The organism is Streptomyces chlorus (assembly GCF_042655885.1).
Lineage (GTDB): Bacteria > Actinomycetota > Actinomycetes > Streptomycetales > Streptomycetaceae > Streptomyces > Streptomyces chlorus.
On record NZ_JBHSOA010000074.1, the window covers coordinates 115,043 to 139,432 of the forward strand.

Annotated in this window: 22 protein-coding genes, 1 tRNA gene and 1 pseudogene; 16 read left to right on the forward strand and 8 right to left on the reverse strand. The window is 72.7% G+C overall.

Annotated elements, in window-relative coordinates:
* Positions 1 to 84: 84 nt before the first annotated feature.
* Positions 85 to 313, forward strand: a pseudogene (locus tag ACFPZI_RS29520) (hypothetical protein); the annotation flags it as partial.
* Between the two features lie 5 nt (positions 314 to 318).
* Here ACFPZI_RS29520 and ACFPZI_RS29525 read toward each other — a convergent pair.
* Both ACFPZI_RS29525 and ACFPZI_RS29530 read right to left on the reverse strand, forming a co-directional pair.
* Entirely contained in the window at positions 319 to 1,188 is an 870-nt protein-coding gene (locus tag ACFPZI_RS29525; protein WP_381369326.1) for a spermidine synthase, read from the reverse strand.
* Positions 1,189 to 1,255: 67 nt separating this feature from the next.
* Positions 1,256 to 1,672: a hypothetical protein gene (locus tag ACFPZI_RS29530; protein ID WP_381369329.1), complete on the reverse strand. Its 417-nt coding sequence runs from the start codon at positions 1,670 to 1,672 to the stop codon at positions 1,256 to 1,258.
* 390 nt (positions 1,673 to 2,062) lie between these two features.
* Here ACFPZI_RS29530 and ACFPZI_RS29535 point away from each other — a divergent pair, with 390 nt between their 5' ends.
* Positions 2,063 to 3,505 carry a hypothetical protein gene (locus ACFPZI_RS29535; protein WP_381369332.1) on the forward strand — a complete coding sequence of 481 codons (1,443 nt, stop codon included), beginning with the start codon at positions 2,063 to 2,065 and terminating at the stop codon, positions 3,503 to 3,505.
* Positions 3,506 to 3,570: 65 nt separating this feature from the next.
* Here the strand turns inward: ACFPZI_RS29535 and ACFPZI_RS29540 are convergent, their stop codons facing one another.
* Entirely contained in the window at positions 3,571 to 4,167 is a 597-nt protein-coding gene (locus ACFPZI_RS29540) for a histidine phosphatase family protein (protein WP_381369335.1), read from the reverse strand.
* A 184-nt stretch (positions 4,168 to 4,351) separates the two neighbouring features.
* Between ACFPZI_RS29540 and ACFPZI_RS29545 the strand changes: the two genes are divergently transcribed.
* From ACFPZI_RS29545 to ACFPZI_RS29575, 7 genes are all read left to right on the forward strand, one after another.
* Positions 4,352 to 5,320, forward strand: a complete 969-nt coding sequence (locus ACFPZI_RS29545) for a phosphatase PAP2 family protein (RefSeq protein WP_381369338.1) — start codon at positions 4,352 to 4,354, stop codon at positions 5,318 to 5,320.
* Positions 5,262 to 6,497 (forward strand): hypothetical protein, encoded by a 1,236-nt coding sequence (locus ACFPZI_RS29550; protein ID WP_381369341.1) that lies wholly within the window; start codon positions 5,262 to 5,264, stop codon positions 6,495 to 6,497. Before ACFPZI_RS29545 ends, ACFPZI_RS29550 begins: the two co-directional genes overlap by 59 nt.
* Positions 6,488 to 8,095, forward strand: a complete 1,608-nt coding sequence (locus ACFPZI_RS29555) for a hypothetical protein (protein WP_381369344.1) — start codon at positions 6,488 to 6,490, stop codon at positions 8,093 to 8,095. Before ACFPZI_RS29550 ends, ACFPZI_RS29555 begins: the two co-directional genes overlap by 10 nt.
* Positions 8,096 to 8,291: 196 nt before the next feature.
* On the forward strand, positions 8,292 to 9,641 hold the full coding sequence (locus ACFPZI_RS29560; RefSeq protein ID WP_381369347.1) for an AAA domain-containing protein: 1,350 nt from the start codon (positions 8,292 to 8,294) through the stop codon (positions 9,639 to 9,641).
* 449 nt (positions 9,642 to 10,090) lie between these two features.
* Positions 10,091 to 10,456 carry a hypothetical protein gene (locus ACFPZI_RS29565; RefSeq protein ID WP_381369350.1) on the forward strand — a complete coding sequence of 122 codons (366 nt, stop codon included), beginning with the start codon at positions 10,091 to 10,093 and terminating at the stop codon, positions 10,454 to 10,456.
* A 161-nt stretch (positions 10,457 to 10,617) separates the two neighbouring features.
* Entirely contained in the window at positions 10,618 to 11,271 is a 654-nt protein-coding gene (locus ACFPZI_RS29570) for a bifunctional DNA primase/polymerase (protein ID WP_381369352.1), read from the forward strand.
* Positions 11,262 to 11,335, forward strand: a tRNA-Lys gene (locus tag ACFPZI_RS29575). The genes ACFPZI_RS29570 and ACFPZI_RS29575 overlap by 10 nt, the downstream gene beginning before the upstream one ends.
* Before the next feature lie 37 nt (positions 11,336 to 11,372).
* Here ACFPZI_RS29575 and ACFPZI_RS29580 read toward each other — a convergent pair.
* Positions 11,373 to 12,809 carry a M6 family metalloprotease domain-containing protein gene (locus tag ACFPZI_RS29580; RefSeq protein ID WP_381369502.1) on the reverse strand — a complete coding sequence of 479 codons (1,437 nt, stop codon included), beginning with the start codon at positions 12,807 to 12,809 and terminating at the stop codon, positions 11,373 to 11,375.
* Between the two features lie 336 nt (positions 12,810 to 13,145).
* Between ACFPZI_RS29580 and ACFPZI_RS29585 the strand changes: the two genes are divergently transcribed.
* On the forward strand, positions 13,146 to 15,050 hold the full coding sequence (locus ACFPZI_RS29585) for a putative bifunctional diguanylate cyclase/phosphodiesterase (RefSeq protein WP_381369355.1): 1,905 nt from the start codon (positions 13,146 to 13,148) through the stop codon (positions 15,048 to 15,050).
* Here ACFPZI_RS29585 and ACFPZI_RS29590 read toward each other — a convergent pair.
* From ACFPZI_RS29590 to ACFPZI_RS29600, 3 genes are all read right to left on the reverse strand, one after another.
* Entirely contained in the window at positions 15,023 to 16,150 is a 1,128-nt protein-coding gene (locus tag ACFPZI_RS29590; protein WP_381369358.1) for an LLM class flavin-dependent oxidoreductase, read from the reverse strand. The two genes, ACFPZI_RS29585 and ACFPZI_RS29590, sit on opposite strands and share 28 nt — an antisense overlap.
* A 142-nt stretch (positions 16,151 to 16,292) precedes the next feature.
* Entirely contained in the window at positions 16,293 to 17,024 is a 732-nt protein-coding gene (locus ACFPZI_RS29595) for a maleate cis-trans isomerase family protein (protein WP_381369361.1), read from the reverse strand.
* Complete coding sequence (locus ACFPZI_RS29600; protein WP_381369364.1) at positions 17,021 to 17,992, reverse strand: maleate cis-trans isomerase family protein; 972 nt, start codon at positions 17,990 to 17,992, stop codon at positions 17,021 to 17,023. The genes ACFPZI_RS29595 and ACFPZI_RS29600 overlap by 4 nt, the downstream gene beginning before the upstream one ends.
* Before the next feature lie 138 nt (positions 17,993 to 18,130).
* Here ACFPZI_RS29600 and ACFPZI_RS29605 point away from each other — a divergent pair, with 138 nt between their 5' ends.
* Positions 18,131 to 19,132 (forward strand): D-2-hydroxyacid dehydrogenase, encoded by a 1,002-nt coding sequence (locus ACFPZI_RS29605; RefSeq protein WP_381369367.1) that lies wholly within the window; start codon positions 18,131 to 18,133, stop codon positions 19,130 to 19,132.
* A gap of 71 nt (positions 19,133 to 19,203) precedes the next feature.
* Positions 19,204 to 20,664, forward strand: a complete 1,461-nt coding sequence (locus ACFPZI_RS29610) for an amidase (RefSeq protein ID WP_381369370.1) — start codon at positions 19,204 to 19,206, stop codon at positions 20,662 to 20,664.
* Between the two features lie 10 nt (positions 20,665 to 20,674).
* On the opposite strand, the gene ACFPZI_RS29615 is transcribed toward ACFPZI_RS29610, so the two are convergent.
* Positions 20,675 to 21,169: a DUF3830 family protein gene (locus ACFPZI_RS29615; protein ID WP_381369373.1), complete on the reverse strand. Its 495-nt coding sequence runs from the start codon at positions 21,167 to 21,169 to the stop codon at positions 20,675 to 20,677.
* A gap of 97 nt (positions 21,170 to 21,266) precedes the next feature.
* Between ACFPZI_RS29615 and ehuB the strand changes: the two genes are divergently transcribed.
* Genes ehuB through ehuA form a run of 4 tightly spaced genes read left to right on the forward strand, consistent with a single transcriptional unit; the run spans position 21,267 to position 24,355 of the window.
* Positions 21,267 to 22,193 (forward strand): ectoine/hydroxyectoine ABC transporter substrate-binding protein EhuB, encoded by a 927-nt coding sequence (gene ehuB / locus ACFPZI_RS29620; RefSeq protein ID WP_381369376.1) that lies wholly within the window; start codon positions 21,267 to 21,269, stop codon positions 22,191 to 22,193.
* Entirely contained in the window at positions 22,190 to 22,906 is a 717-nt protein-coding gene (gene ehuC / locus ACFPZI_RS29625; RefSeq protein ID WP_381369379.1) for an ectoine/hydroxyectoine ABC transporter permease subunit EhuC, read from the forward strand. Before ehuB ends, ehuC begins: the two co-directional genes overlap by 4 nt.
* Positions 22,906 to 23,556 carry an ectoine/hydroxyectoine ABC transporter permease subunit EhuD gene (gene ehuD, locus ACFPZI_RS29630; protein ID WP_381369382.1) on the forward strand — a complete coding sequence of 217 codons (651 nt, stop codon included), beginning with the start codon at positions 22,906 to 22,908 and terminating at the stop codon, positions 23,554 to 23,556. The genes ehuC and ehuD overlap by 1 nt, the downstream gene beginning before the upstream one ends.
* Positions 23,546 to 24,355: an ectoine/hydroxyectoine ABC transporter ATP-binding protein EhuA gene (gene ehuA / locus ACFPZI_RS29635; RefSeq protein ID WP_381369385.1), complete on the forward strand. Its 810-nt coding sequence runs from the start codon at positions 23,546 to 23,548 to the stop codon at positions 24,353 to 24,355. Before ehuD ends, ehuA begins: the two co-directional genes overlap by 11 nt.
* The last annotated feature ends 35 nt before the right edge of the window (positions 24,356 to 24,390 follow it).

Below are 24,390 nucleotides of genomic sequence, written 5' to 3' on the forward strand. Positions count from 1 at the left end.
ACACGGGGGAACGGGGCGGGGGAACGGGGCGCGGCGTCTCAGGGGAGCGCCGCGCCCCGCGCGACTGCCAGGGGGGCACGCGCGACCTCCGGCAAGGTCAAGGGCATACGACACCGTCGGCGGCCGGGCGGTCTTCGACCTCGGCGAGACATCCGCGTCATGGGTGTCAGCGACGCCCGGGGCGGGCTGGTCGATGCAGGTGTGAAAGACGGAGTCGTGGATCCGGGTGGAGTTCACGGCGGGCGCGGAGCGGATGCCGGTCTTCTGCACCTGGCACGGCGGCCCGCCGCGCGTGGAGATCGGCACGTACTGAGGGGGTCAGCGGAACACCGATGCCGGTGGCGCCGGCGAGGCGACCGCCGCCAGGTCGGTGACCGGGGTGGCTCCGCCGGTGAAGTCCCTGAGCTCCGGGCCGTGCTGGACACGGCCGGGGTGCGGGTCGGAGGCGGCGCGGCGGGTCAGTTCGGCGACCGGGAGGGGCGTGTCGGAGGCGACCAGCACGGCGTTGCCGAAGCGCTTGCCGCGCAGGACCGCCGGGTCGGCGATCAGCGCGAGTTCGGCGAACCGGGCGGCGGCGGTGGCGATCTGGCCGCGCAGATGGGCCAGCGGCGGCCCGTCGGCGAGGTTGGCGGCGTAGACCCCGCCGGGGGCGAGGGCCCTGCGGACGTCGTCCAGGAATTCGGTCGAGGTCAGGTGGGCGGGGGTGCGGGCGCCGCTGAACACGTCGGCGACGACGAGGCCGGCCCATCCGTCCGGTACCTTCGCGAGCCCTTCCCTGGCGTCCACCGAGCGCACCCTGATCCGTGACCTGGGGTCCACCGGCAGCTCCCGGCGGACCAGTTGCACCAGCTTCGCGTCCCGCTCGACGACCTGCTGGGTGGACCGGGGCCGGGTGGCGGCGACGTACCGGGCGAGGGTGAACGCACCGCCGCCGAGATGCACGGCCTGCAGGGGCCGGCCGGCCGGTGCGACGGTGTCGACGACGTGTCCGAGCCGCCGCTGGTACTCGAACGAGAGGTACGCCGGGTCGTCCAGGTCGACGTGCGACTGCGGGGCGTCGTCGATCAGCAGCGTCCATGCCCTCGGCCGCTCCCGGTCGGGGACGAGCCGGGCGAGCCCCCCGTCGACGCTCTCGACGACGGTGTCGGCGGCGGCCTGCCCGCGCCCGGAGTTCCTGGTCCTACCCATGGGGCCATTGTCACCCGACGCCCGCCCGCTCACCGGCCTCCCGCTCACCGGCCTCCCGCAGCAGCCCTCACCGGCAACTGTCCGCCACGTCGATCAGGCGCTGCGCCTCGCCCAGCGCCTCCCGCAGGGCCGCGGGGTCGGTGGCGAGGTCGGCGTCCTCGGGCGGCAGCAGCCAGTCCGAGCCCTCCACCGGCGGCTCGGGGGTGGACGCCTCGGCGGTGGGGGCCAGGTGCGGTCCACGGCCGCCGGCCTCCCTGCAGGTGCTGCCCGGCACGTCCCACCCCGCGGCCGTCCCCGGCGGCACCAGGAACCCGAGCGTGCACCCGCCGTCGTGCAGGACGGGGCCCACCGCGTCGCCCGCCTCACCGCGCCGGAGGATGTCGACCGCCTCCAGACCCTGGCGGGCCGGAACCGTCACCACGTCGCAGCAGTCCGGCGGACCGCCGCGCGGCGGTCGGGGTTCACTGCTTCGGCTGTTCGTCATCCCGGCCTCCACATTCCGGCCTTCGCATTTTTGGCCTCCGCATTTTTGACCTCCACCCCACGCACTCCCGTGGCCCCGTCCGGACGGGCGGGGCCGGGGACCGGAAGCCGAGTGCGCTCCCGGTTCGTCTCCCGGTCCACCGGGTTCAACGCGGCGAACCGTCAACGGCTACGGCGGAACCCAATAGCACAGAATGGCAGTTCATGGCGGATCACGGATGAGATATCCGGTTTGTTGCCAAACTTTGCGTAGTGACTCCGTCACAGCAGGTACGTTCTTGCCCGCCGGTACCAGAGCAGCGCCGCGCGGTACATGGACACACCATGATGAACCGCAAGGAACCGCCCTGGTGTCCGGCATGGTTCGACGGTTCGCAGAGAGGACCCGGCCATGGCGTCGTCAACGGTGCCCTCGTCACAGCCCGACCGGCCCCCGCGGCCGAATCTCGTCTTCCGGCAACTGCGCGGACCGCGCTCGCCGGCCGAGTTCGCCGCGTCGGTCCGCCGGGCCGCTCGCGAGATCGGCGAGCGGGTCAGCTGTGACGCGCGGTACGTGCACCGGGTGGAGGCGGGCGAGATCCGCTGCCCCAACTACGCCTATGAACGGGTGTTCCTGCACATGTTCCCCGGCCGCACGCTGACCGACCTGGGCTTCGCACCCCGCTCGTCGGTCCGCGGGCGCCGGACGCGGGACGACGGGGACACTCCCCCGGCGCCCGTCGGGGCCCCGGCGCTCGTCACGAGTGAGAGCAGCGGAACCCCTGAGCCGTACGACACGCAGAACCCGTGCCACACGCACCACGACTACAAGGAGAGCGACGTGCTGCGTCGCGCATTCATGACCGGCGGGGGCGCCACGGTGGCCGCCGCCTCACTGGGCCCGCTCGCGCTCGCCCCGGACGCCTCGGCGGCACAACGCGCCGTACACCGCCCCGGTGCGAGCGACGCCGGAGCCCTGGAAGAAGCCGTCCGCCGTATCCGGCTGCTCGACGACCGGTACGGGGCCGACGGCCTCTACCGGCGGTCCGCCGCACCGCTGCGCGCCGCCTACGCCCTGCTCGACGCCGGCGCGACCCGGCAGCGGACGGCGGACCGGCTGTACGCGGGCGCCGGTGAACTGGCCATCTCCGTGGGCTGGCTGGCGCACGACTCGGGCCGCTTCGACGACGCCCGCTCGCACTACGCGGAGGCGCTGGCGACCGCGCGGGTGACGGGGGACCCGGGGCTCGAGGCGCACGCCTTCTGCAACACGGCGTTCCTCGCCCGTGACACGGGCCGGCCGCGGGAGGCGGTGCGGGCGGCCCAGGCCGCGCAGCGGGCCGCGCGCCCGCTCGGCTCGCCCCGGCTGATGTCGCTGCTGGCGCTGCGCGAGGCGGGCGGCTGGGCGGGGCTCGCCGACCGGGCGGGCTGCGAGCAGGCGCTGGCCCGCGCGCAGGCCTACTTCGACCGCGGCACCGCGCCGGCCGACCCGGAGTGGATGACCTTCTACGGGGAGGCCGAACTGGAGGGCCTGGAGGCGCAGTGCTGGTCCGCCCTGGGCGACTGGCCGCGGGCGGCCCGGCACGCGCGGCGGGCGGCGGAGCTCCAGAACCCGCACTTCACCCGCAACATCGCGCTGTACACGGCGGAGCTGGCGGACGACCTGGCGCGCGGTGGACGTCCGGACGAGGCGGCCGCGGCGGGGATGCGGGTCCTGGACCTGCTGCCGGAGGTCCAGTCGTCCCGGGTCCGGACGATACTGGCGGGCACCGCCCGCGTCCTGCTCCCGCACCGCGACGCCTCGGGCGTCTCGGCCTTCCTGGACCGCCACGCCTCACTCCCCCGCGCGGTGTGAACGGCCCCCGCGCGGTGTGAGCGGCCCCCGCGCGGGTGACCGGCAAGGACGGCGGTCCGAGGCGTTCAGCCCGCCAGGTGCCCCAGGTCGTTCCAGCTCTCGACGGCCGGTTCCCCGTACGCCCAGCCCAGGACCGACAGGGAGGTCGGGTTGAGGCGGATGCGGGCCGCGAAGTCGAGCGGCAGCCCCAGCCAGCGGGCACCGATGGAGCGCAGGATGTGCCCGTGGGCGAAGACCAGGACATCACGGTCGGCGGAGCGCGCCCAGGCCACCACCTCGTCCGCGCGGGCGGTCACCTCGGCGAGGGTCTCCCCCTCGGGGACACCGTCCCGCCAGATCAGCCAGCCGGGGCGGTCCGCCCGTATCTCTGCGGGGGTCAGGCCCTCGTAGGCGCCGTAATGCCACTCCATGAGGGTGTCCCAGGGCTGCGCGCGCTCGCCGAACCCGGCGAGTTCGCAGCTCTCCCGCGCGCGGGAGAGCGGGCTGGTGCGCACCTCGACACCCGGCATCCCGTCGTACGGCGGCCGGTGCAGGCGCTCACCGAGCAGTTTGGCGCCCTGCCGGCCCTCGTCCAGGAGCGGCACGTCGGTCCTGCCGGTGTGCTTGCCGGACAGCGACCACGCGGTCTGTCCGTGCCGGGCCAGCAGCATGCGCGGTGCCATGGGAGACCTTCCGGAGAAAACACAGGCGGAACCCCTCCATCATCGCGCACCCTGGATGCGGGCAACCCGGTGGACGATCGCAGCGTCTATCAGGGCCGAGGCGCCTGCGTGGGGGCGCGTCCACGCCGTAGAGTGGCCGATCGCCATGGGGGCGTCGCGTGGGAACGAGGGGGAGGGCGATCGGATGCCGCACACCGAGACACCGGGTACCGAAGGGGCCCCGGCGACCCGGCTGCGCTGGTGGACCGAGTTGCCGCTGATCCTTCTCGTGTACGCCTGCTACTCCGCGGGGCGGCTGCTCGTCCGGGGCGATGTCACCGACGCCGTGAACCACGGTCTGGCGATCCTGCGCATCGAGCAGGCGCTGTACCTCAACGCCGAGCACCCGCTGAACCGTCTCCTCACGCGCGAGCCGTGGCTGGGGATACCGGCCGACTTCTGGTACGCGTCGCTGCACTACCTGGTGACGCCCGCGCTCCTGATCTGGCTGTTCCGCTCCCGCGCGGTGCACTTCCGCGCCGCCCGCACCTGGCTGATGACGTCGACGTTCATCGGGCTGATCGGCTTCACCCTGCTGCCCACCTGCCCGCCCCGGCTGCTCGACGCGAGCCACGGCTTCGTCGACACCATGGCCCAGTACAGTTCGTACGGCTGGTGGGCCGGTGAGGCCAGCGCCCCCAGGGGCCTGGGCGGCCTGACCAACCAGTACGCGGCGATGCCGAGCCTGCACGTGGGCTGGGCCCTGTGGTGCGGCGTGATCCTGTGGCGGCACGGCGGTACACGCCTGGCGAAGACGGCCGGCATCGGATATCCGCTGGTGACGGTCGTCGTGGTGATGGGCACCGCCAACCACTACTTCCTCGACGCGGTCGCGGGTGCCGCCGTGATGGGCGCCGGACTGCTGCTCGCGCCGGTCGTGTCTCGGAACACGGACCGGTTGAAGGCCCGCGTGCTGCCGCGCTTCGTACCGGTCCCGGTGGCCTCTCCCGCCTCGGGTTCCCCGATTGTCAGTGACGGATGCCAGACTTCCGCGGGTGAGCAATTTCCAGGGCAGCGACAGCTCGAGCCACGGTTCGCCTCCGGAACCGAGCCGGGTGACTCCCCTCCAGCCCGGGGGGAAGACGCCGAGACAGCTGCGGCACCGGCTCGCTGAGCTGCGCGGTCCGGGCGTACGGGCCAAGGCGCTGGACGCGCGCGCCCTGGCCGCCCTGGCCGCCAACCCGGGCTGCGAGCGGCGCGCGATCCTCGACGGCGCGGGGGTGGACAAGACCACGCTCGCGGGCGCGTTGGGCTCCCCGTCGGCCTTCGGCCAGTCCCAGTTCGCGTTCGTCCGGGGCAACGCGTTCGAGGCCAAGGTCAAGGCCGACGGCGGTACGGAACTGCTGCGGCTGGTCCACGAGAAGCTGGACCGCTCGGCCGAACCACCCACCGCCACGCGCGTGCCCGACCTGTCCGCGGCGGGCCACGAGGGGCGTGCGGCGCGTACGGAACTGGCGCTGGGCGAGGCCGTCCTGGCGCCGGGCGAGTGGACGCTGCTCGACCATCCGCTGCTCGCGCTGGACGTCGCCGGCTCCCCGGCCTTCCTGGAGCCGGACGCGGTGGTGGTGCACCCGGACGGCAGTTGGACGATCGTGGAGATCAAGTCCTTCCCCCTGCTGGACGGGTCCGCCGATCCGGCGAAGGTCGGCGCGGCCGCCCGGCAGGCGGCGGTGTACGTACTCGCGCTGGAGGAGGTCGCCGCCCGCCTCGCCACCGCCCCGGGCGCCCCGGGCTCCCCTGGCGCCCCTGGCGGGGCTCCCCGGGTGCGGCACCGGATCCTGCTGGTGTGCCCCAAGGACTTCTCCAACCTGCCGACCGCGTCCGCCGTGGACGTGCGCAAGCAGCGCGCGGTGACCGCCCGTCAGCTGGCCCGGCTCACCCGCATCGAGAACATCGCGGACACCCTCCCCGAAGGCACCTGCTTCGCCCCCGAACTGCCCCGCGAGCAGCTGACGGCGTCCGTGGAGTCCGTCCCGGCGAGCTACGCGCCGGAGTGCCTGTCCGCGTGCGAGCTGGCCTTCCACTGCCGGGACCGTTCCCGCGCGCAGGACGCGGTGACCACCCTGGGCCGCCCGGTCCGTGCCGAACTGGGCGGCCTGACGACGGTCGAGGACGTACTGGCGGCGGCCCGCGGCGAACTCGGTGACCCCGACGATCCGACGGTCGCCGCCCTGCGCAGGGCGGCGGCACTGCGCACGGAGGCACTCGCCGGAGCGGAAGCGTTCACCGGCACGCAGGCCCTCGCCGGCGTGGCGGGAACCGCCCCCGCGGAGGTGGCCCCTTGTCTCTGATCGCCACCCTCGCCCGCCTCGAGGCCGTCAGCACCGGCCGCGCCCAGCCCGCCGCCACCGTCCGGCACCGGTATCTGTCCGAGCGGCCCCTGGTGTTCGTGCCGCTGACCACCGCCGGTGAGGCGGGCGCCCCGCTCGGCGCGCTGGTGGGCACCGACCGGGACGCGCCCCGGCTGCTGGCCGTACCGCAGCCGCGCGACCGCGACCTCAGGTTCGCGTTCCTGGCCGAACTGGCCGACGTGGTCCTGCCCTACATCGACAGCTGCGCCGAGGCCGTGGAGGCCGCGGAGCGCAGCGAGACCGACCCGGAGACCGGCAAGCGGGTCAAGGTCGAGGTCGAACTGTGCGCGGACGCACCGCAGTTGATCGTGCCGAGCCGGGCCGGTGTCGACCTCGTACGGCTCCTCGGCCGTTCCACACGGTTCAGGCGCACGGCGGAGCAGGACCCGGAGGCGCCCTTCCCTGCGCCGCCCCGGGTGCCGTTGCTCGGGCGGTGGCTGACGCACTTCGGGGAGCGGGCCCGGGTGCCCGGGTCGTCGCTGCTGCCGGCCATGACCGATCTGCTGGGCCGGCACTGGGCGACCGGGCAGTCCACCCTGGAGGACCAGCACCTGGGAGCACTGCTCGCGTGGATCGACCCGCCCGTGGGCCGCTCGGGCGCCGAGGCCGCGCAGGAGGCGGAGCTGGCGCGGGGCGCCGACGGGCAGTTGCGGTGCCCGCCCGCGGGCCCGGCGACCGACCCCGCGTTCGACAACAAGCTGCTCGCCCCGGCGATCGAACGGTACGACCGCGCCCGTACCGCGCTCGCCGCCGCACAGGACGGCCTGGAGGCCGACGAGCGGCTCGGCGCGCTGACAGCGGCGGAGCGGGAGATCCGCGCCCTGGTGGAGAGTCGTACGCGGCCCACCTGGGACGCGGTGTGGCGGGGCCTGGACCTGCTGCGCGCGCTGCCAAAGGGCGCGCGGGTCGAGGAGCGGTGGACGCGCGACCGCTGGTCGTTCACCGGCCACCGGGACCGGGTGCTGGCCGGAGAGCCGCCGCAGCCGCGCCGCGACGACGCGGTGACCGCGGCCAACAAGCTCGCCACGCGCGAGCGGGAGCAGGCCCGGCTGGAAGCGCAGGAGGCCTTGGACGATCCGCTGGTGATGGCGGGCCGGCGACTGTCCGGGGAGGCGTTCGCGGGCGAGGTCACCGACGTCGTCATGGCGTACAGCGAGAGCAAGCGGCCGAGCCCCCGCCCGCTGGTCACCGTCCGCACGGACGACCGTCCGCACCTCGGCGTGCGGACCCGGGTGTACCGCTCGCTGGGCGGGAAGCCGCAGACGGCCGAGTTCGTCGCCGTGGAGGCCCTGGAAGCAGACGGGTCCCTGCTCGTCCTGCGGATCCTGGACAGAATGGGCCGCGGCAAGGAGCCCGAGGCGGGGTCGGTGCCGGAGAAGGGCGACCGGCTCTGCTTCACGCTGTTCGAACACGAGCCGCGCGGCGGGGCGAAGCTCCCCGACCCGGAGGAGACCCCGTGGACCCACGGCGGCCCGCCCGGTGCCGCGGCCGCCACACCGGAGGCCGCCGACCCGGTGACCGAGGAGGACGTCCTTTGAACCCTCCCCCTCGCGAACGAGGAGGATTCCTGGCTCACGCTGCCCCGTCGCTCAGCGAACGACCAGGTCTTACGCGATCGGCACCAGCCGGGTTGGCACCAGCTCGGTTTCCCCAGAGATTGGAGGTTGCTGTGCCGGCTTGGCTCTCGCTCAGCACGCCGCGATACCACCATCCGTCGATGGGCTGGAACTCTCGGTGATCCCCCCTGCCCAAGAGGCCGTACTCGACGCCGGCGCGGCCGCCACCCGTGCCACCGACGCGATCCTGCGCGACACCCTGCACGGCACCGCCCGCGGTGTGGTCGTCGACTCCCCGCCCGGCGCCGGCAAGTCCACCCTCGTGGTCCGCGCGGCACTGGAGCTGGCCGACGCGGGCCGCCCCTTGATGGTGGTGGCGCAGACCAATGCCCAGGTCGACGACCTGGTGCTGCGGCTCGCCGAGAAGAACCCCGGGCTGCCGGTCGGCCGGCTGCACAGCAGCGACACCGACCCGTACGACAGGGCGCTCGACGGGCTGGACAACGTCCGCAAGTCGGCGAAGGCGGCCGATCTCGCCGGGCTCGACGTGGTCGTCTCGACGGCCGCCAAGTGGGCGCACGTCAAGGGCGTCGAGCCGTGGGCGCACGCGATCGTCGACGAGGCGTACCAGATGCGTTCGGACGCGCTGCTCGCCGTGGCCGGGCTGTTCGAGCGGGCACTGTTCGTGGGAGATCCGGGACAGTTGGACCCGTTCTCGATCGTAGGCGGCGAGCAGTGGGCGGGGCTGTCGTACGACCCGTCCGCGTCCGCCGTGACCACGCTGCTCGCGCACAATCCCGAGCTGCCGCAGCACCGCCTGCCGGTGTCGTGGCGGCTGCCCGCCTCGGCGGCGCCCCTGGTGTCGGACGCGTTCTACCCGTACACGCCGTTCCGCAGCGGCACCGGGCACGGCGACCGGCGGCTCGTGCTCGGGGTCCCCTCGGACGGTTCGGGGCCCGACCGGGTGATCGACGAGGCCGCCGAGTCCGGCTGGGGCCTGCTGGAGCTGCCCGCCCGGCACACCCCGCGCACCGACCCGGAGGCGGTGCGGGCGGTGGCGCTGGTGGTCCGCCGGCTGCTGGACCGGGAGGGCGCGTCGGTCTCGGAGCGGTCCCCGAAGGCCGTGCCGCTCACCGCCGACCGGATCGCCGTCGGCACCGCGCACCGCGACCAGGCGGCGGCGGTACGGGCGGCGCTGGCCGAGCTGGGGGCGGCGGACGTCACCGTCGACACGGCGAACCGGCTCCAGGGGCGGGAGTTCGACGTCACGGTGGTGCTGCACCCGCTGTCCGGCCGCCCCGACGCCACCGCCTTCCACCTGGAGACGGGCCGACTGTGCGTGCTCGCCTCCCGGCACCGGCACGCCTGCATCGTGGTGTGCCGGGCGGGCGTCGGCGAGCTGCTGGACGCGTACCCGTCGACGGAACCGGTCCAGCTGGGCACCCTCGTGAAGTTCCCGGACGGCTGGGAGGCCAACCACACGGTCCTGGCACACCTCGCACAGCACCGGGTCACCTGGCAGCCCTGACCGCCACTCCGGCACCTGCCCACCAGACGATCAGCACGACGCCGCCCAATCCGCCGGACGGAGTCCGGCACGCCGCCGGAGACGGCCGATGATCACAGCCCCGGACGGGCGGGGAAGCCAATCACACGGCCCCGCCCACCTCACCCGGCACCGGGTCGCCCGGCAGCCCTGACCGCCACTCCGGCACCTGCCCACCAGACGATCAGCACGACGCCGCCCAATCCGCCGGACGGAGCCCGGCACGCCGCCGGAGACGGCCGATGATCACAGCCCCGGACGGGCGGGGAAGCCAATCACACGGCCCCGCCCACCTCACCCGGCACCGGGTCGCCCGGCAGCCCTGACCTCACCGGCCCCGAGGCCCTCTTGCGGGGCGCGGGAGAATGGAAGGTGGCCCGCTCCTCCCAGTGGGTCGAAGCGCACGCACGAGCAAGAACGAAGGAGAAGACATGGCGGAGCCCACGCCGCGTCGGGACGAACCGCGGCTACGCCCCGCGCCCCTGCTGTTCGAGCCCACGGCAGCAGCCGCCGATCCGGAGCATTTCTTCGACCTGGAGTCGATCGACGACCCGGGCGCGCTGCTGGAGCGGGCGACGGAACTGACGCTCGCGTTCCGTGCGGCGGCGGACCGGGCGATGGAGTTCCAGGCGATGGCGGCGGCCCAACTGGCCGACCCCCGGCGCTTCGACCGGCTGACGACCGCCGACATCGCCGAGCGGGCCGAGTGGACCGAGGACTACGCGAAGAAGATGGCCGAGTTCGGCCGGGATCTGCTGCGCGGGGGCGAGGGCCGGGGCCCCATAGACCCTGTGTGAGGCACGACGCTCCCCGTACGGCACCCCCACCGGGCCCCGGGTCCGCCCGGTCGAACAGGTGTGACATATGCCAGGTGGGCACGATACCCCCTCCCCTCCCTCGCGTCCCCGATTCCCGCAACCCTGGGAAACCGTTCCCTCACTGCCGGTAGACAGACGGCATGAGCAGTACACGCAACGCCTCCGATGTCAGCCGTGGCACCGGAGGCACCGGTGACCCCGGTGCCTCCGGTGCCACCGGGGTCACCCCGGACGGTGCCGCCTGGCTCGCCTCCGCAGGAACGTATCCGCGCAGCACGCTCTCCCTCTGGGAGGAGCGGCCGGGCGCGCCGATCGTGCTGCCCTGCGGCTCCGTCTTCGACGTGGTGAGCGCGCCCTCCACCTTCGGGCGCCGGATGCTGGACCGGATGTGGGACGAGGGGCCGGGCTCGGGTCCGGTGGCCGGGTTCCGCGGCCGGATGCTGCTGTTCGCGGCGCCCGGCACCGCCCAGCGGCTGCCCGCGCTGCTGGGATGGGAGGAGTGGGACGCCCGCGGCAGGGACACCGGGGAAGCCGGCCGTACGGGCGCGGTTCCGCCGCTGCTGTGCCACGGCACCGGAGACGCGGTGACCGTTCCGGCCCCGGCTCCCGGCTCCCGCGCGGACCGTTCCGGCTCGCGCTGGCTGGTGGCCCCGGACACGCGTCACCCCTGGCTGCCGGGCCCGGAGGTGCTGCTCTGGGCGGCCGTACGGGCGGCCCGCGCGGCCGTGCGGATATCGATTTTTCCTCACGCCGATCAGGGTGCTAATGTCTACGACGTCAGCAGGCGCCGCTAGCTCAGTTGGTTAGAGCAGCTGACTCTTAATCAGCGGGTCCGGGGTTCGAGTCCCTGGCGGCGCACGACACGGAAAGGCCTCTTGCCACAGCAAGGGGCCTTTTACGCGTCTCCCCCACCCCCACCCCCACCCGCGCTCCCGCCCCCGCCCCTGTCCCGGCCCCGCTCGGCGCTGATCTGCACCGTCCAGGCGCCCGAGGCCGTACGCTCCTCCACCTCCACCCGTACGCCCTCCCCCGGCACCGTGAAGCTCTCGCCGAGGGCGACCGGGGCGTCCGCGAGGGGCGGGTAGACCGAGTCACCCCAGCAGGCCTCCGTGTGCGGGTGGGCGTCGATCACCTGGACCGGGCCGCCACCGGACCGGGTGGTGACACGCACCCGGTAGACCAGCACCCCCGACCGGCAGGCGCCCGCGTCGTCGCTGACCGGGCCCCGCGCCTCGAAGGCGAGCACGGTGTCCGGGCCGGTGCGCACCACCGCGAGCTTGATGCCCCGGCCCAGCCCGAAGGACGGCGCCCCGGCGGCACCCGTCACCGGCACTCCGGGCCCCGCCCCCAGCGGTTCCAGCGTCAGCCGTACCGGCTCCGAGCCCTGCACGCACCGCACCTGCCGGGGCTCCAGCCAGCCCAGCTTCCACTTGTGCCAGCCGAACAGGTCGGGCGCGAGACCGAACTGGCTGCCCATCAGGTCCCAGTCGCCGACATGGGTGTCCCAGTCGCCCTTGCCGTCCACGGGCCGGTGGTAGAGGTCGGGGAGGTCGAAGACATGGCCGGTCTCGTGGGCGAGGACCAGCCGGTCCGGGGGATGGTCCTCGAACACGGTGACGACCCGGCGGATGTCGGTGCCGTCCGCCCGCAGCGGGGTGTCCAGGTTGACGACCTTCGTGGCGTCGGAGTCCACACCGGGCGCGTCCGGGTCGGCGACGAAGTACACGACGTCGTACTGCGAGAAGTCGACCCGCGGATCCGCCGCGGCGAGCGCGTCGCGCAGATAGGCGGTCCGGTGCCGCATGGTCCAGTCACGCCGTATGGCGTACGCGGTGGACGGGCGTGGCATCCGGATCCAGTCGCGCAGGGCGTGCGGGTGCAGGGAGAACCTGCCGTAGGAGGCCCGGTGGAAGAAGTCGCTGGTGGCGGGGAAGTGGTCGGCGGCCAGCTCCTCGGGGGTGGTCAGCGGGTGCGAGTCCGGGAAGGACAGGAACACCATGACCGCGTGCAGCCGGCCGGCCGGGCGGGGGTAGGCGGCGTTCCAGGTGTCCAGGCCCTCGGAGTGGTGCGCGTCGGTGCGGATCAGGGCGCACGGCGCCGCGGAGAACGGCTCGACCCCGGCGGGGGCGGTCACCATGGAGGTCGCCGCGAGCGCCGACATGGTGGTGCACACGGCCGTGGTACCGCGCAGCCGGGGGCGCGCCGGCGGACCGCCGAATCCCAGCCGGTCCGACCTCGGGAGCCCCGCCCTCGGCCGCCCCGTCACCCCCGGACGGCCCAACCCCCTCGGAGTCTCACGGCCGAGTCCTCTCAGGGGGAGCTGACGCGGCACGGAGACCTCCGGGAGACGGTTCACGGGACACCGCACCCAGGTTGTGACGGTTTGCAGTAGTACGCCCTGTTTATCTACACCGGACGGGTGAGGGGCCGCGAAGTCCGGTCACGGATGACACCCCGAACCACTCACGGAACGTCACAACTGGTCGGAGGCCTGAAGAAGTCGCCCACCTCCGAGCAGAAACGATCTGGCAGAGATGCGGGACCGTCCTGGACACTGGACAGTGACTGGAACGGCTTCAGGGAGGCCTCTATGATCGGCACACTTTCCTGAGACATTCCTGAGGCTTTCCGGCACGGACGGCGATCGAGTGCACGGCGGGAGCGAGCGGTGAGCGGAACGTCCCAAGGGCCGACGCCCGCAACAGATCCCAACCGGCCGACCGTCACGGAGGGTGAGTCCACTGCCCCGCCCCGTACCGGGCGTGCCGACCGCCCCCCGCCTCCGTCCTACCGCTCGGTCTTCGCGGCCGCTCCGCTCGCCATGGCCGTGGTCGGCCGTGACGGCAGGGTGATCAGCGCCAACGGCACGCTCGCCGCCCTGCTGGGCCGCGCCCCGGACACCCTGACCGGTGCGATCGCCGCCGACCTGGTGGACCTCTCCTCCGACGCCCGCGCCTGGCACGCCTACCGCGACCTGCTGAGCGGCCGGCAGGGCCGGCTGCGCTGCACGCGCCGGCTCAAGCACCCCGAGGGGCACTCCCTGTGGGTGCAGGTGTCGGTCACCCCGCTCCCCCCGGACGACGGTGCCGCCCACGGCGAGCCCAACGAACACGGCGAACACGACGCGCACGACGCGCACGGCGTGCTGCTCTCGGTCGCCGACGTCAGCTCCCGTCATGAACTCCAGGCCCGGCTGCGGCACTTGCAGATGCACGACCCGGTGACCCGGCTGCCCAACCGCACCCTGTTCTTCGAACGACTGACGGCCGCCCTGGAGGCGGAGTCCTACGAGCAGAGCGGCACCGGCCGGATCGGGCTCTGCTCCCTGGACCTCGACGGCTTCAAGGCCATCAACGACGCCCTGGGCCACCGCGTCGGCGACCGACTGCTGGCCGCCGTCGCCGAACGGCTGACGCTGTGTGCCGAGGAGGCGGGCCGGGCCAGGGCCGGCACCCCACTGGTGGCCCGGCTCGGCGGGGACGAGTTCGCGCTGCTGGTCGAGGACTCCACGGGCACCGAACAGCTCGCCGACCTCGCCGAGTCGGTGCTCGCCGCGATCCAGGACCCCTTCGACGTGGCCGGCCAGCGGCTGTCGGTGTCGGCGTCCATCGGTGTGGTCGAACGGCACGCGGCCGGGACCACGCCCACCGCGCTGATGCAGGCCGCCGACACGACCCTCTACTGGGCGAAGGCCGACGGCAAGTCCCGCTGGACGCTGTTCGACCCGGAGCGCAACGCGCACCGCATGACCCGCCAGGCCCTCGCCTCCACGCTCCGTCCCGCCGTCGAACGGGGCGAGTTCGCGCTGGAGTACCAGCCGCTGGTCGGCATGGAGGACGACCGGGTGCACGGGGTGGAGGCCCTGGTCCGCTGGAACCATCCGCAGTTCGGCACGCTGACGCCGAATCGGTTCATCTCCATCGCCGAGGAGGACGGCTCGATCGTCAAGCTCGGCCGCTGGGTGCTGCGCACCGCCTGCCGGCAGGCCCGCAGCTGGCAGGTCGAGCATCCCGAGGAGCCGCCGATCTTCGTCAGCGTGAATGTGGCGGTCCGTCAGGTGTGGGACTCCGACCTGGTGGCGGATGTCGCCGAGACCCTGAAGGAGACGGGCCTGGCGCCGCAGCTGCTCCAGCTGGAGCTGACCGAGTCCGCGGTGATGGGCTCCTCGGGCCGGCCGCTCCAGGCGCTGACCGCGCTCAGCGACATGGGCGTACGCATCGCCATCGACGACTTCGGCACCGGCTACTCGAACCTGGCCTACCTCAGCCGGCTCCCGGTGTCGGTGCTGAAACTGGACGGTGCGTTCGTCCGCGGCTTCCAGTACGAGGACCGGGCCGCGGCGCCCAGCCCGGCGGACGAGGCCATCGTCGAGGCGATGGTGCAGCTCGCCCACCGGCTGGGGCTGACGGTCACCGCGGAGTGCGTGGAGACCTCGGCGCAGGCCACCCGGCTGCGCCGGATCGGGTGCGACACCGGTCAGGGCTGGCTGTACTCCCGTCCGGTACCGCCGGATCGCATCTCCGAACTGCTGGGCACCCCAGGGGTTCAGGCGGACGTCGTCGGCAACCCGTAGGCGTCCGCGATGAGTTCGTAGGACCGCAGGCGTACGTCACTGCTGTGCGCGTTGGCCGTGATCATCAGCTCGTCGGCGCCGGTGCGCTTCTGCAGGTCGTCCAGACCGGCGCGGACCTCGTCCGGCGTGCCGTGCACGACGTTGGCGTTCCACGAGTCGACGAAGTCCTGCTCCATCGGCGAGAACGGATGCGCCTGGGCCTCCTCGGGCGTGGGAACCAGGCCGGGGCGGCCGGAGCGCAGCCGGACCATGTTGAGCGCGGCGGCCAGGACCTGGCGCCGGGCCTCCTTCTCGTCCTCGGTCGCGAGCGCGGAGACGCCTATCAGGGCGTAGGGCTCGTCGAGGATGTCGCTCGGGCTGAACGACTCGCGGTAGAGGTCCAGCGCGGGAATCGTGTTCTGCGCCGAGAAGTGGTGGGCGAAGGCGAAGGGCAGACCGAGCATGCCGGCCAGCCGGGCGCTGAACCCGGAGGAACCGAGCAGCCAGACCGGCGGGCGGTGCGGCGACTGCACCCCGCCCGGCGAGGTCGCCTGGACCGGGCCGGGGACGGCGTGGATCCGGCGGTAGCGGTGACCGTCGGGGAAGTCGTCGTCCAGGAAGCGGATCAGCTCGGCGAGCTGCTGGGGGAAGTCGTCGGCGCCCTCGTTCAGCCTGTCACTGCGGCGCAGCGCGGCGGCGGTGGCGCCGTCGGTGCCGGGGGCGCGGCCGAGGCCCAGGTCGATCCGGCCGGGTGCCATGGCCTCCAGCGTGCCGAACTGCTCGGCGATGACGAGCGGGGCGTGGTTGGGCAGCATCACCCCGCCCGAACCGAGCCGGATGCGCTCGGTGTACGCGGCGAGGTGGGCGAGGATCACGGCCGGGGACGAGGACGCCACACCCGGCATGGAGTGGTGCTCGGCGACCCAGTGGCGGTGGAAGCCGCGCGCCTCGGCGAGCCGGGCGAGATCGACACTGGTGCGCAGCGCGTCGGAGGCGGTCTGACCGGCGCCGACCGTGACCAGGTCCAGCACGGACAGCGGAACGGGCGCCGAGCCGTGCCTCACGCCTCGAATCTCGTCGGCTCCTCGGCCCTCGGCGCCTGCGGTGTCGTCTGCGGCCACGGTGGGGTGCCTCCTGTTTCAAGTGACGCTTCTCGCCAATCCCTCAACAGGAGGTGGCCCCCGCTTGTTCCCGGCAGGGGCTCGGCCCACCGCCCGACAGGGACGCGGCCGGTGCCGGGAGGCCCCGCCCGCTGCCCCGCCCCTACACCTGCACGATCGGTTCCCGCGTGAACAGGGCGCCCAGGCTCGGCGCGTTCACCCGGCGGTCGGCCAGGCGCAGCCCCTCCCAGACGGTGACCTGGTTGGCGGTGAGGACCGGTTTGCCGAGCTCCTTCTCGAGGGCCGGGATGTGGGCGGCCGTGTGCAGGGCCGTGTCGGGGAGCAGCAGGGCCTGGGCGTCCGGGCGGTCGGCCGCGCGGGCGAGGGCGAACAGCTCGACCTCGCCCCAGCTGCCGACCTCCGCCGCCGTGACGATCCCCGCGGCGGTGACCCCGGTCACCTCCATCCCGTCGGCCGCCAGGAACTCCACGAAGAGCGCGGCCACATCGTCCGGGTAGGTCGCGCCGACGGCGACCCGCCGGGCCCCGATCTCCCGCGCCGCGTGCACGAAGCCGAAGGAGGTGGAGGACGCGGGCATGCCCGCCGTACGGGCGAGCGTGCGCACCTGTTCGTGGGCGCCGTCCCAGCCGCGGACGAAGCCGCCGCTGGTGCAGGCCCACACGACGGCGTCGGCGCCCGTGAGCCGCAGTGCCTGGACACCGGTCGCGAGCCGGTCGACCGAGCCCATCGCGAACAGGGCGTCGGCCCGGTGCGCGTCCTCACCGATGTCGGTGTGCACCAGGTCCATCCGGATGTCGCTGCCCAGCAGTTGCTCGATGCGCGGATAGTCGTCCTCGGCGGAGTGTCCGGGGTAGAGGAATCCCAGTGCGGTCATGTCCAGCCTTCCTGCTGCTTCTCGTCCGGCACACCGGACACGCCCTGCGCGCCCGGCACACCCTGTGCGCCAGACACGCCGTGCACGCCCCGCACCTCCGGTGGCTCCTGCCCTTCCGGCAGTGCGGAGCCGGTCGGCACCACCGGCCCGGCGGCCGGCACTACGGAGCCGGCCGCCGGGCCCGGCAGTGCGCTCTCGTTACCGGTGCTGGTGCCGGTGCGCGCCGACGTGTCGATCAGCGCCTGATACGGTCCCACCGCCCGGGTACCCAGTCGGCGCAACGCCGCCCACATGGTCACCTGGTTGGCCGAGATCACCGGTATGCGCAGTTCCGCCTCCAGCTGCGGGATCACGTCGTAGGTCGGCAGATTGGTGCAGGACAGGAACAGCGCGTCCGCCGCGCCGAGCCGGCCGCGCACCGCCGCCCGCCGGGCCATGTCGACCACCTCGCGGTAGGTGACCTTCCAGATCTGCCGGGTCAGGCCCATGTACGCGCAGCCGGTGACCGTGGCTCCGGCCTGCGCCACGTACTCCTCCAGCGCCCGGGTCACCGACACGGTGTAGGGCGTCACCAGCGCCAGCCGCCGTACGTCCAGCTCCACCAGTGCCTCCAGCAGCGCGCCCGAGGTGGTGATCGCGGGGACCGAACCGGCCCTGCTCATCGCCTCGCACATGGCGTGCTCGCCCATGACCCCGCCGACGAAGCTGCCCGACGTACAGGCGTACGCGACGACCTCGGGGGTGACCTCGGCGAGGGTGCTCACGGCGTTGCCGAGGGTCTCGTGTTCGCTGATCACGCGGGCGAGGTCCAGGCTCACCTCGACCGGCACGTACGGCGTTCGGGTGACATGCAGGGACACGTCGTCGGGCGTCCACCGCCACAGCTCGCGGTCCAGCGCGAAGTCGAAGGGGGCGACCACACCGACACCGCGCTGCGGGCCTGGTCCGCCGAGAAAGGAGACGTCCATGTCAGCACCGGCCTCACGGTGAGAGACGAGCACGCAACGGTTCGTGGAAACGCCCGTGTTGACGACGGTAGGTTCGGGGTGCCAGCGTGGTCAATCCGTACATCTCAGACTTCCGGTCCTCCCGGGGAAAAGGCGGCCATGACCTCCCCCCTGAAGACCCCCTCGACCGGCCCCGGGCCCCTCCCCACGCTGCTCGTCCTGGACGCCGATCCGCCGCCCCGGTTGGGCCGGCTGACCGGCAGGGTCCGGATCGAGCACGCGGACGCCTCGACGCTCACCGAGCGGCTTCCGGCCGCCGACGTGCTGCTGGTCTGGGACTTCACCTCGCACGCGGTGCGCGCCGCCTGGCCGGGCGAGGGCCCCAGGCCGCGCTGGGTGCACACGGCGAGCGCGGGCGTGGACCATCTGATGTGTCCGGAACTCGCCGCCTCCGACACGGTGGTCACCAACGCGCGCGGTGTCTTCGACCGGCCGATCGCCGAGTACGTCGCCGCGCTCGTGCTGGCGATGGCGAAGGATCTGCCGCGGACGCTGGCGTTCCAGCGGGAACGGACCTGGCTCCACCGTGCGTCGCGCAGGGTCGCCGGGACCCGTGCCTGCGTCGTCGGGTCGGGGCCGATCGGCCGGGCGGTCGCCGGCACGCTCGAGGCACTCGGCGTCACCACCGCGCTGGTCGGCCGTACCGCGCGCGCGGGGTCGGACGGCACCGCGGCCGTGCACGGCACCGAGGATCTGGACCGGCTGATCGCCCGCGCCGACTGGGTGGTCGCCGCCGCGCCGCTCACCGAGCCGACCCGGGGCATGTTCGACGCCCGCCGCTTCGGACTGATGCAGCCGTCCGCCCACTTCGTCAACGTCGGCCGCGGACCGCTGGTCGTCGAGGAGGCGCTCGCCGAGGCGCTGGAGCAGCACCGGATCGCGGGCGCCGCCCTGGACGTCTTCGCGTCCGAGCCGCTCACCCCGGACAGCCCGCTGTGGGACGTGCCGGGACTGATCGTGTCACCGCACATGAGCGGGGACACCCTGGGGTGGCGGGACGAACTCGGCGCCCAGTTCGTGGAGTTGTACGAGCTCTGGGCCGCCGGCAAGCCACTGGTGAACGTGGTCGACAAGCAGCTTGGGTATGTACCCGGACACTGACCGACCCGGCACCCGCCGGCCCGCCCGGCACCCCTGACCAACCCGGCACCCCTGACCTCCCGGGAGCGTGGATGACCCAAGGCACCGACCGCACCGCCCTCACGTCCCTCACCGCCGTGCAGCTCCTCGACGGCTACCGCACCGGCGCGTTCGGTCCCGTGGCAGTGGCCCGCGCGACGCTGGAGCGGGCACAGGAGATCCAGCCGGAGGTGAACGCGTTCGTCCGGCTCTTCCCCGATCAGGCGCTGGAACAGGCCGCCGCGTCCGAGGAGCGGTGGCGGCGCGGCGAGCCGCACGGACTGCTCGACGGGGTGCCGGTCACGGTGAAGGACATCCTGCTGCTGCGCGGCGCCCCGACCCTGCGCGGCTCGCGCGCCGTCGACCCGGCGGGCCGCTGGGACGAGGACGCGCCGTCGGTGGCGCGGCTGCGGGAGCACGGCGCCGTCTTCCTCGGCAAGACGACGACCCCCGAGTTCGGCTGGAAGGCCGTGACGGACTCCCCGCTCAGCGGCATCACCCGCAACCCGTACGACCCGGCGCGCACCGCGGGCGGCTCCAGCGGGGGCGCGGCGGCGTCCGTGGCGCTGGGCGCGGGGCCGCTGGCCCTGGGGACGGACGGCGGGGGCAGTGTCCGTATCCCGGCGGCGTTCTGCGGGATCTTCGCGCTGAAGCCGACGTACGGGAGGGTGCCGCTGTATCCGGCGAGCGCGTTCGGCACGCTGGCGCACGTCGGCCCGATGACACGGGACGCGGCGGACGCGGCGCTGCTGATGGATGTGATCAGCGGGCCGGACTCCCGCGACTGGTCGGCGCTGGCACCGGCGCCCGGCTCGTTCAGGGAGGGGCTGGACGGCGGGGTGCGGGGGCTGCGGGTGGCGTACTCGCCGTCGCTGGGCGGACAGGTGGCGGTGGCTCCGGAGGTCGCGGCGGCGGTACGGCGGGCGGTGGAGCGGCTGGCCGCGCTCGGCGCGTACGTGGAGGAGACCGACCCGGACTTCTCGGACCCGGCGGACGCCTTCCACACCCTGTGGTTCGCGGGGGCCGCGCGGGTGGTGCAGCACCTCACCCGTGAGCAGCGCGGGCTGCTGGATCCCGGACTGCTCGAGATCTGCGCCACCGGGGCGCGCCGGTCGGCGCTGGACTACCTGGCGGCGGTCGACGTCCGGATGGATCTGGGCCGGCGCATGGGCCGCTTCCACGACACCTACGACCTGCTGGTCACCCCGACCGTGCCCCGCACCGCGTTCGAGGCGGGCGTGGAGGTGCCGAAGGGGTCCGGCCACCGGCGGTGGACGGGCTGGACCCCGTTCACCTACCCGTTCAACCTGACTCAGCAGCCCGCGGCGACCGTCCCCGTCGGCACCGACACGGCCGGGCTGCCGATCGGCGTCCAGCTCGTGGCCGCCCGCCATGCCGACGCGCTGGTGCTGCGGGCGGCCCACGCGCTGTACGAGTCCGGGGCGGCCCAGGGTCTTTCGTGTGGATCAGGCCGGGGCCCGCGAGCCCGGCATGATCCACACGAGAGGCCCTGAGGGCCCGGGGTCACGCCCGCCGGAAGCTGAGGGTCTCCCCCGCCGCGCCCGTGCGCCACAGGTCGTTGCACCCGTCGGCCATCTCCGCCAGGCCCTTGACGACCTGACCCCAGACGATGCCGGGCACCCAGCCCACGTCGCCGTTCAGCAGCAGGTTGTTGCGCTCGTAGAACAGGGCCAGGTCCACGACCGTGACGCCAGGGCCGACCTCGCGGTCGTAGCCGTAGGCCTTGGTGCCCAGTTCCGCGCCCGCGAAGGAGAAATAGCAGAGATCTCCCGGAATGGGGGTGACCGTCGGATTCTCCAGCGGTGGCTCGGATTGCGCGAAGGGCGGGAAAAGGGCATAGATCTCATTACGGGCGTATTTGGCGTGATAGACGTCGCCGGACAGCGGCAGGGAGTCCCAGACGGCCGCGCAGGTGACCGGCGCGCGATCGTCGAGCAATCGGGCCGTACAGGTGATTCCACGTTTGACCAGTGAGACCTCGACATATCGGTGAATCATGTGTCCCATCGTCCCGCACCGGTCAAGACCGCCCGACCGCCGAACGGGGCCGAAACCGGCGGGAATACCCGGCATCGATTCGGGTAGCCGCGCCGCCATGGCTCCACCACTGGGAAAACCACTGAGACGACGCGGGGAAGCTCCCCCATCTGTCGGGCCCTCCCGCCGGTCGCTGCTCGCGGGGGTCGCGGCGCTCGGCGCGCTGGGCGCGGCAGGTTGCTCGCGCGTCCCCAACGAGGCGGGCACGAACGGCGGTGACCTGCTCGAACGGCTCAAGGCGGCAGGTGTGGTCCGCCTGGGCATCGCCGGCGAGATCCCCTTCGGCTACATCGACAAGAACGGCAACCTGACCGGCGAGGCACCGGAACTCGCGAAGGTCATCTTCAAGCGGCTCGGCGTGGACCGGGTGCAGCCCGTACCCACCGAGTTCGGCTCGCTGATCCCGGGGCTGAACTCGCAGCAGTTCGATGTCGTGGCCGCCGGGATGTATGTCAATCCCGAGCGCTGCGCGCAGGTCATATTCTCCGACCCCGATTACCAGATGCTCGATTCGTTCATCGTGCGCAAGGGCAATCCGAAAGGGCTGACCAGCTATAAGGACGTTGTCGAGAAGAAGGCGAAATTCGCCACCGGTACCGGGTACGCGGAGATCGCGTACGCGGTCGAGGCCGGATATCCGGAGGGCGACATCCTGATCGTCCCCGACCAGGTCGCCGGGCTGAACGCGGTGGAGGCCGGGCGGGTCGACGTCTTCGCCGGTACCGCGCTCACCACCCGTGAGGTGGTGAAGAAGTCCGCCAAGGCGGAGGTCACGGAGCCGTTCCGGCCGATCGTCGACGGTGAGCCGCACACGGACGGCGGCGCCTTCGCCTTCCGTCCCACCGAGACGCATCTGCGGGACGCCTTCAACGTCGAGCTGGCCAAGCTGAAGGAGAGCGGCGAGCTGCTGCGGATCCTGAGGCCGTTCGGGTTCACGGAGGACGAGATGACGGATCTGACCGCGAAGGAGCTGTGCGGCGGATGACCTCAGGACTCTGGGAACTCGTACTCAAGGGCGTCTGGGTCACGATCCAGCTGCTGGTGCTCAGCGCGCTGCTCGCGACCGCGGTCTCCTTCGTGGTCGGCATCGCGCGCACCCACCGGCTGAAGTTCGTCCGCTTCCTCGCGGGCTTCTACACCGAGGTGTTCCGCGGCACTTCGGCACTGGTGATGATCTTCTGGGTGTTCTTCGTGCTGCCCCCGGCCTTCGGCTGGCAGCTGGTGCCGCTGTGGGCGGGCACGCTGGCGCTCGGCCTGACCTACGGCGCCTACGGCGCGGAGATCGTGCGCGGCGCGCTGGCCGCCGTCGACCCGGCCCAGCGCGAGGGCGGTATCGCGCTCAGCTTCACGCCCGCGCAGCGGATGCGGCTGATCCTGCTGCCGCAGGCGGTGCCGGAGATGATCCCGCCGTTCTCCAACCTGCTGATCGAGCTGCTCAAGGGCACCGCCCTGGTGTCGATCATGGGCATGGGCGATCTGGCGTTCAGCGGCAACCTGGTGCGCCTGGCGCTCCAGGAGAGCGCTGAGATCTACACGTACATCCTGATCATCTACTTCGTGATCGCCTTCCTGCTCACCCGGATCATGCGCGGTCTGGAGAAGAAGCTGAAGGCCGGCGTCGGAAAGAAGCCCGTGCCCGAACCGGATCTGGAACTGAAGCGGGCCGAGACGACTGGTGTCGGCGGGGGAGGTGCCTGATGAAGTGGGACTGGAGCGCTGTCTCCGATTTCATGCCGTACTTCTGGGACGGTCTGCTGGTCACCCTGCAGATCCTGGTCCTCGGCTCACTGATCTCGTTCGTCCTCGGCCTGGTGTGGGCCCTGCTGATGCGGGTGCCCTCCCGCTGGGTGACCTGGCCGGTCGGCGCGGTGACGGAGTTCGTCCGCAACACCCCGTTGCTGGTGCAGCTGTTCTTCCTGTTCTACGTGCTGCCCGAGTGGGGAGTGACCTTCTCGGCGCTGACCACGGGGGTCTTCGCCATCGGTCTGCACTACTCGACGTACACGATGCAGGTCTACCGCGCGGGCATCGAGGCCGTGCCGGTGGGCCAGTGGGAGGCGGCGACGGCACTGAACCTGCCGCTGCGCCGGACGTGGACCGCGGTGATCCTGCCGCAGGCCGTGCGCAGGGTGGTGCCCGCGCTCGGCAACTACGTCATCTCGATGCTGAAGGACACGCCCCTGCTGATGGCGATCACCGTGCTGGAGATGCTCGGTGAGGCCCGCCTGTTCTCCCAGCAGCACTTCCAGTTCACCGAGCCCCTGACGGTGATCGGTCTCGCCTTCATCGTCATCTCCTACCTGGCCTCCCTTGCCCTCCGAGCCCTGGAGCGACGCCTTGTCCACTGACAGCACCCGGCCCAGCACCCAGCCCAGCCCCAAGACCGCCCCCGACACCGCCCGCGCCGCCGGCAGCGAGCTGATCCGGCTGGAGAGCGTCACCAAGCGGTTCGGGGACCACACGGTCCTCGACAACCTGGACTTCTCCGTGGACGCCGGCAAGCACGTCACCCTGATCGGTCCCTCCGGATCGGGCAAGACGACGATCCTGCGGCTGCTGATGACGCTGCTGAAGCCCGACGAGGGCACGGTCACCGTCGACGGGGACCAGCTGTTCCCCGCGCCGGAGAAGCAGGTCCGCGAGATCCGCAAGAAGATCGGGATGGTCTTCCAGCACTTCAACCTGTTCCCGAACATGACCGTGCTGCGGAACATCACCGAAGCTCCGGTCACCGTGCTCGGCCTGTCCAAGGACGAGGCCGAGGAGCGGGCGCGGGAGCTGCTCGAGATGGTCGGGCTGACCGAGCACATCGACAAGCACCCCGCGCAGCTGTCCGGCGGTCAGCAGCAGCGGGTGGCGATCGCGCGGGCACTGGCGATGCGGCCGCAGGTCCTGCTCCTCGACGAGGTGACCTCGGCGCTCGACCCGGAACTCGTCGCGGGCGTCCTGGACGTGCTGCGGGACATCGCCCGCTCCACCGACATCACCATGCTCTGCGTCACCCATGAGATGGGCTTCGCCCGGGACATCTCCGACCGCGTCCTGATGTTCGACTCGGGCCGGATCATCGAGTCGGCCCCGCCGGAGAAACTCTTCAGCGAGCCCGAGCACGACCGGACCCGGGAGTTCCTCAGCGCGGTCCTGTGACGGCGGGGCGATGTCCGAGGGCGGGCGGTGTCGGG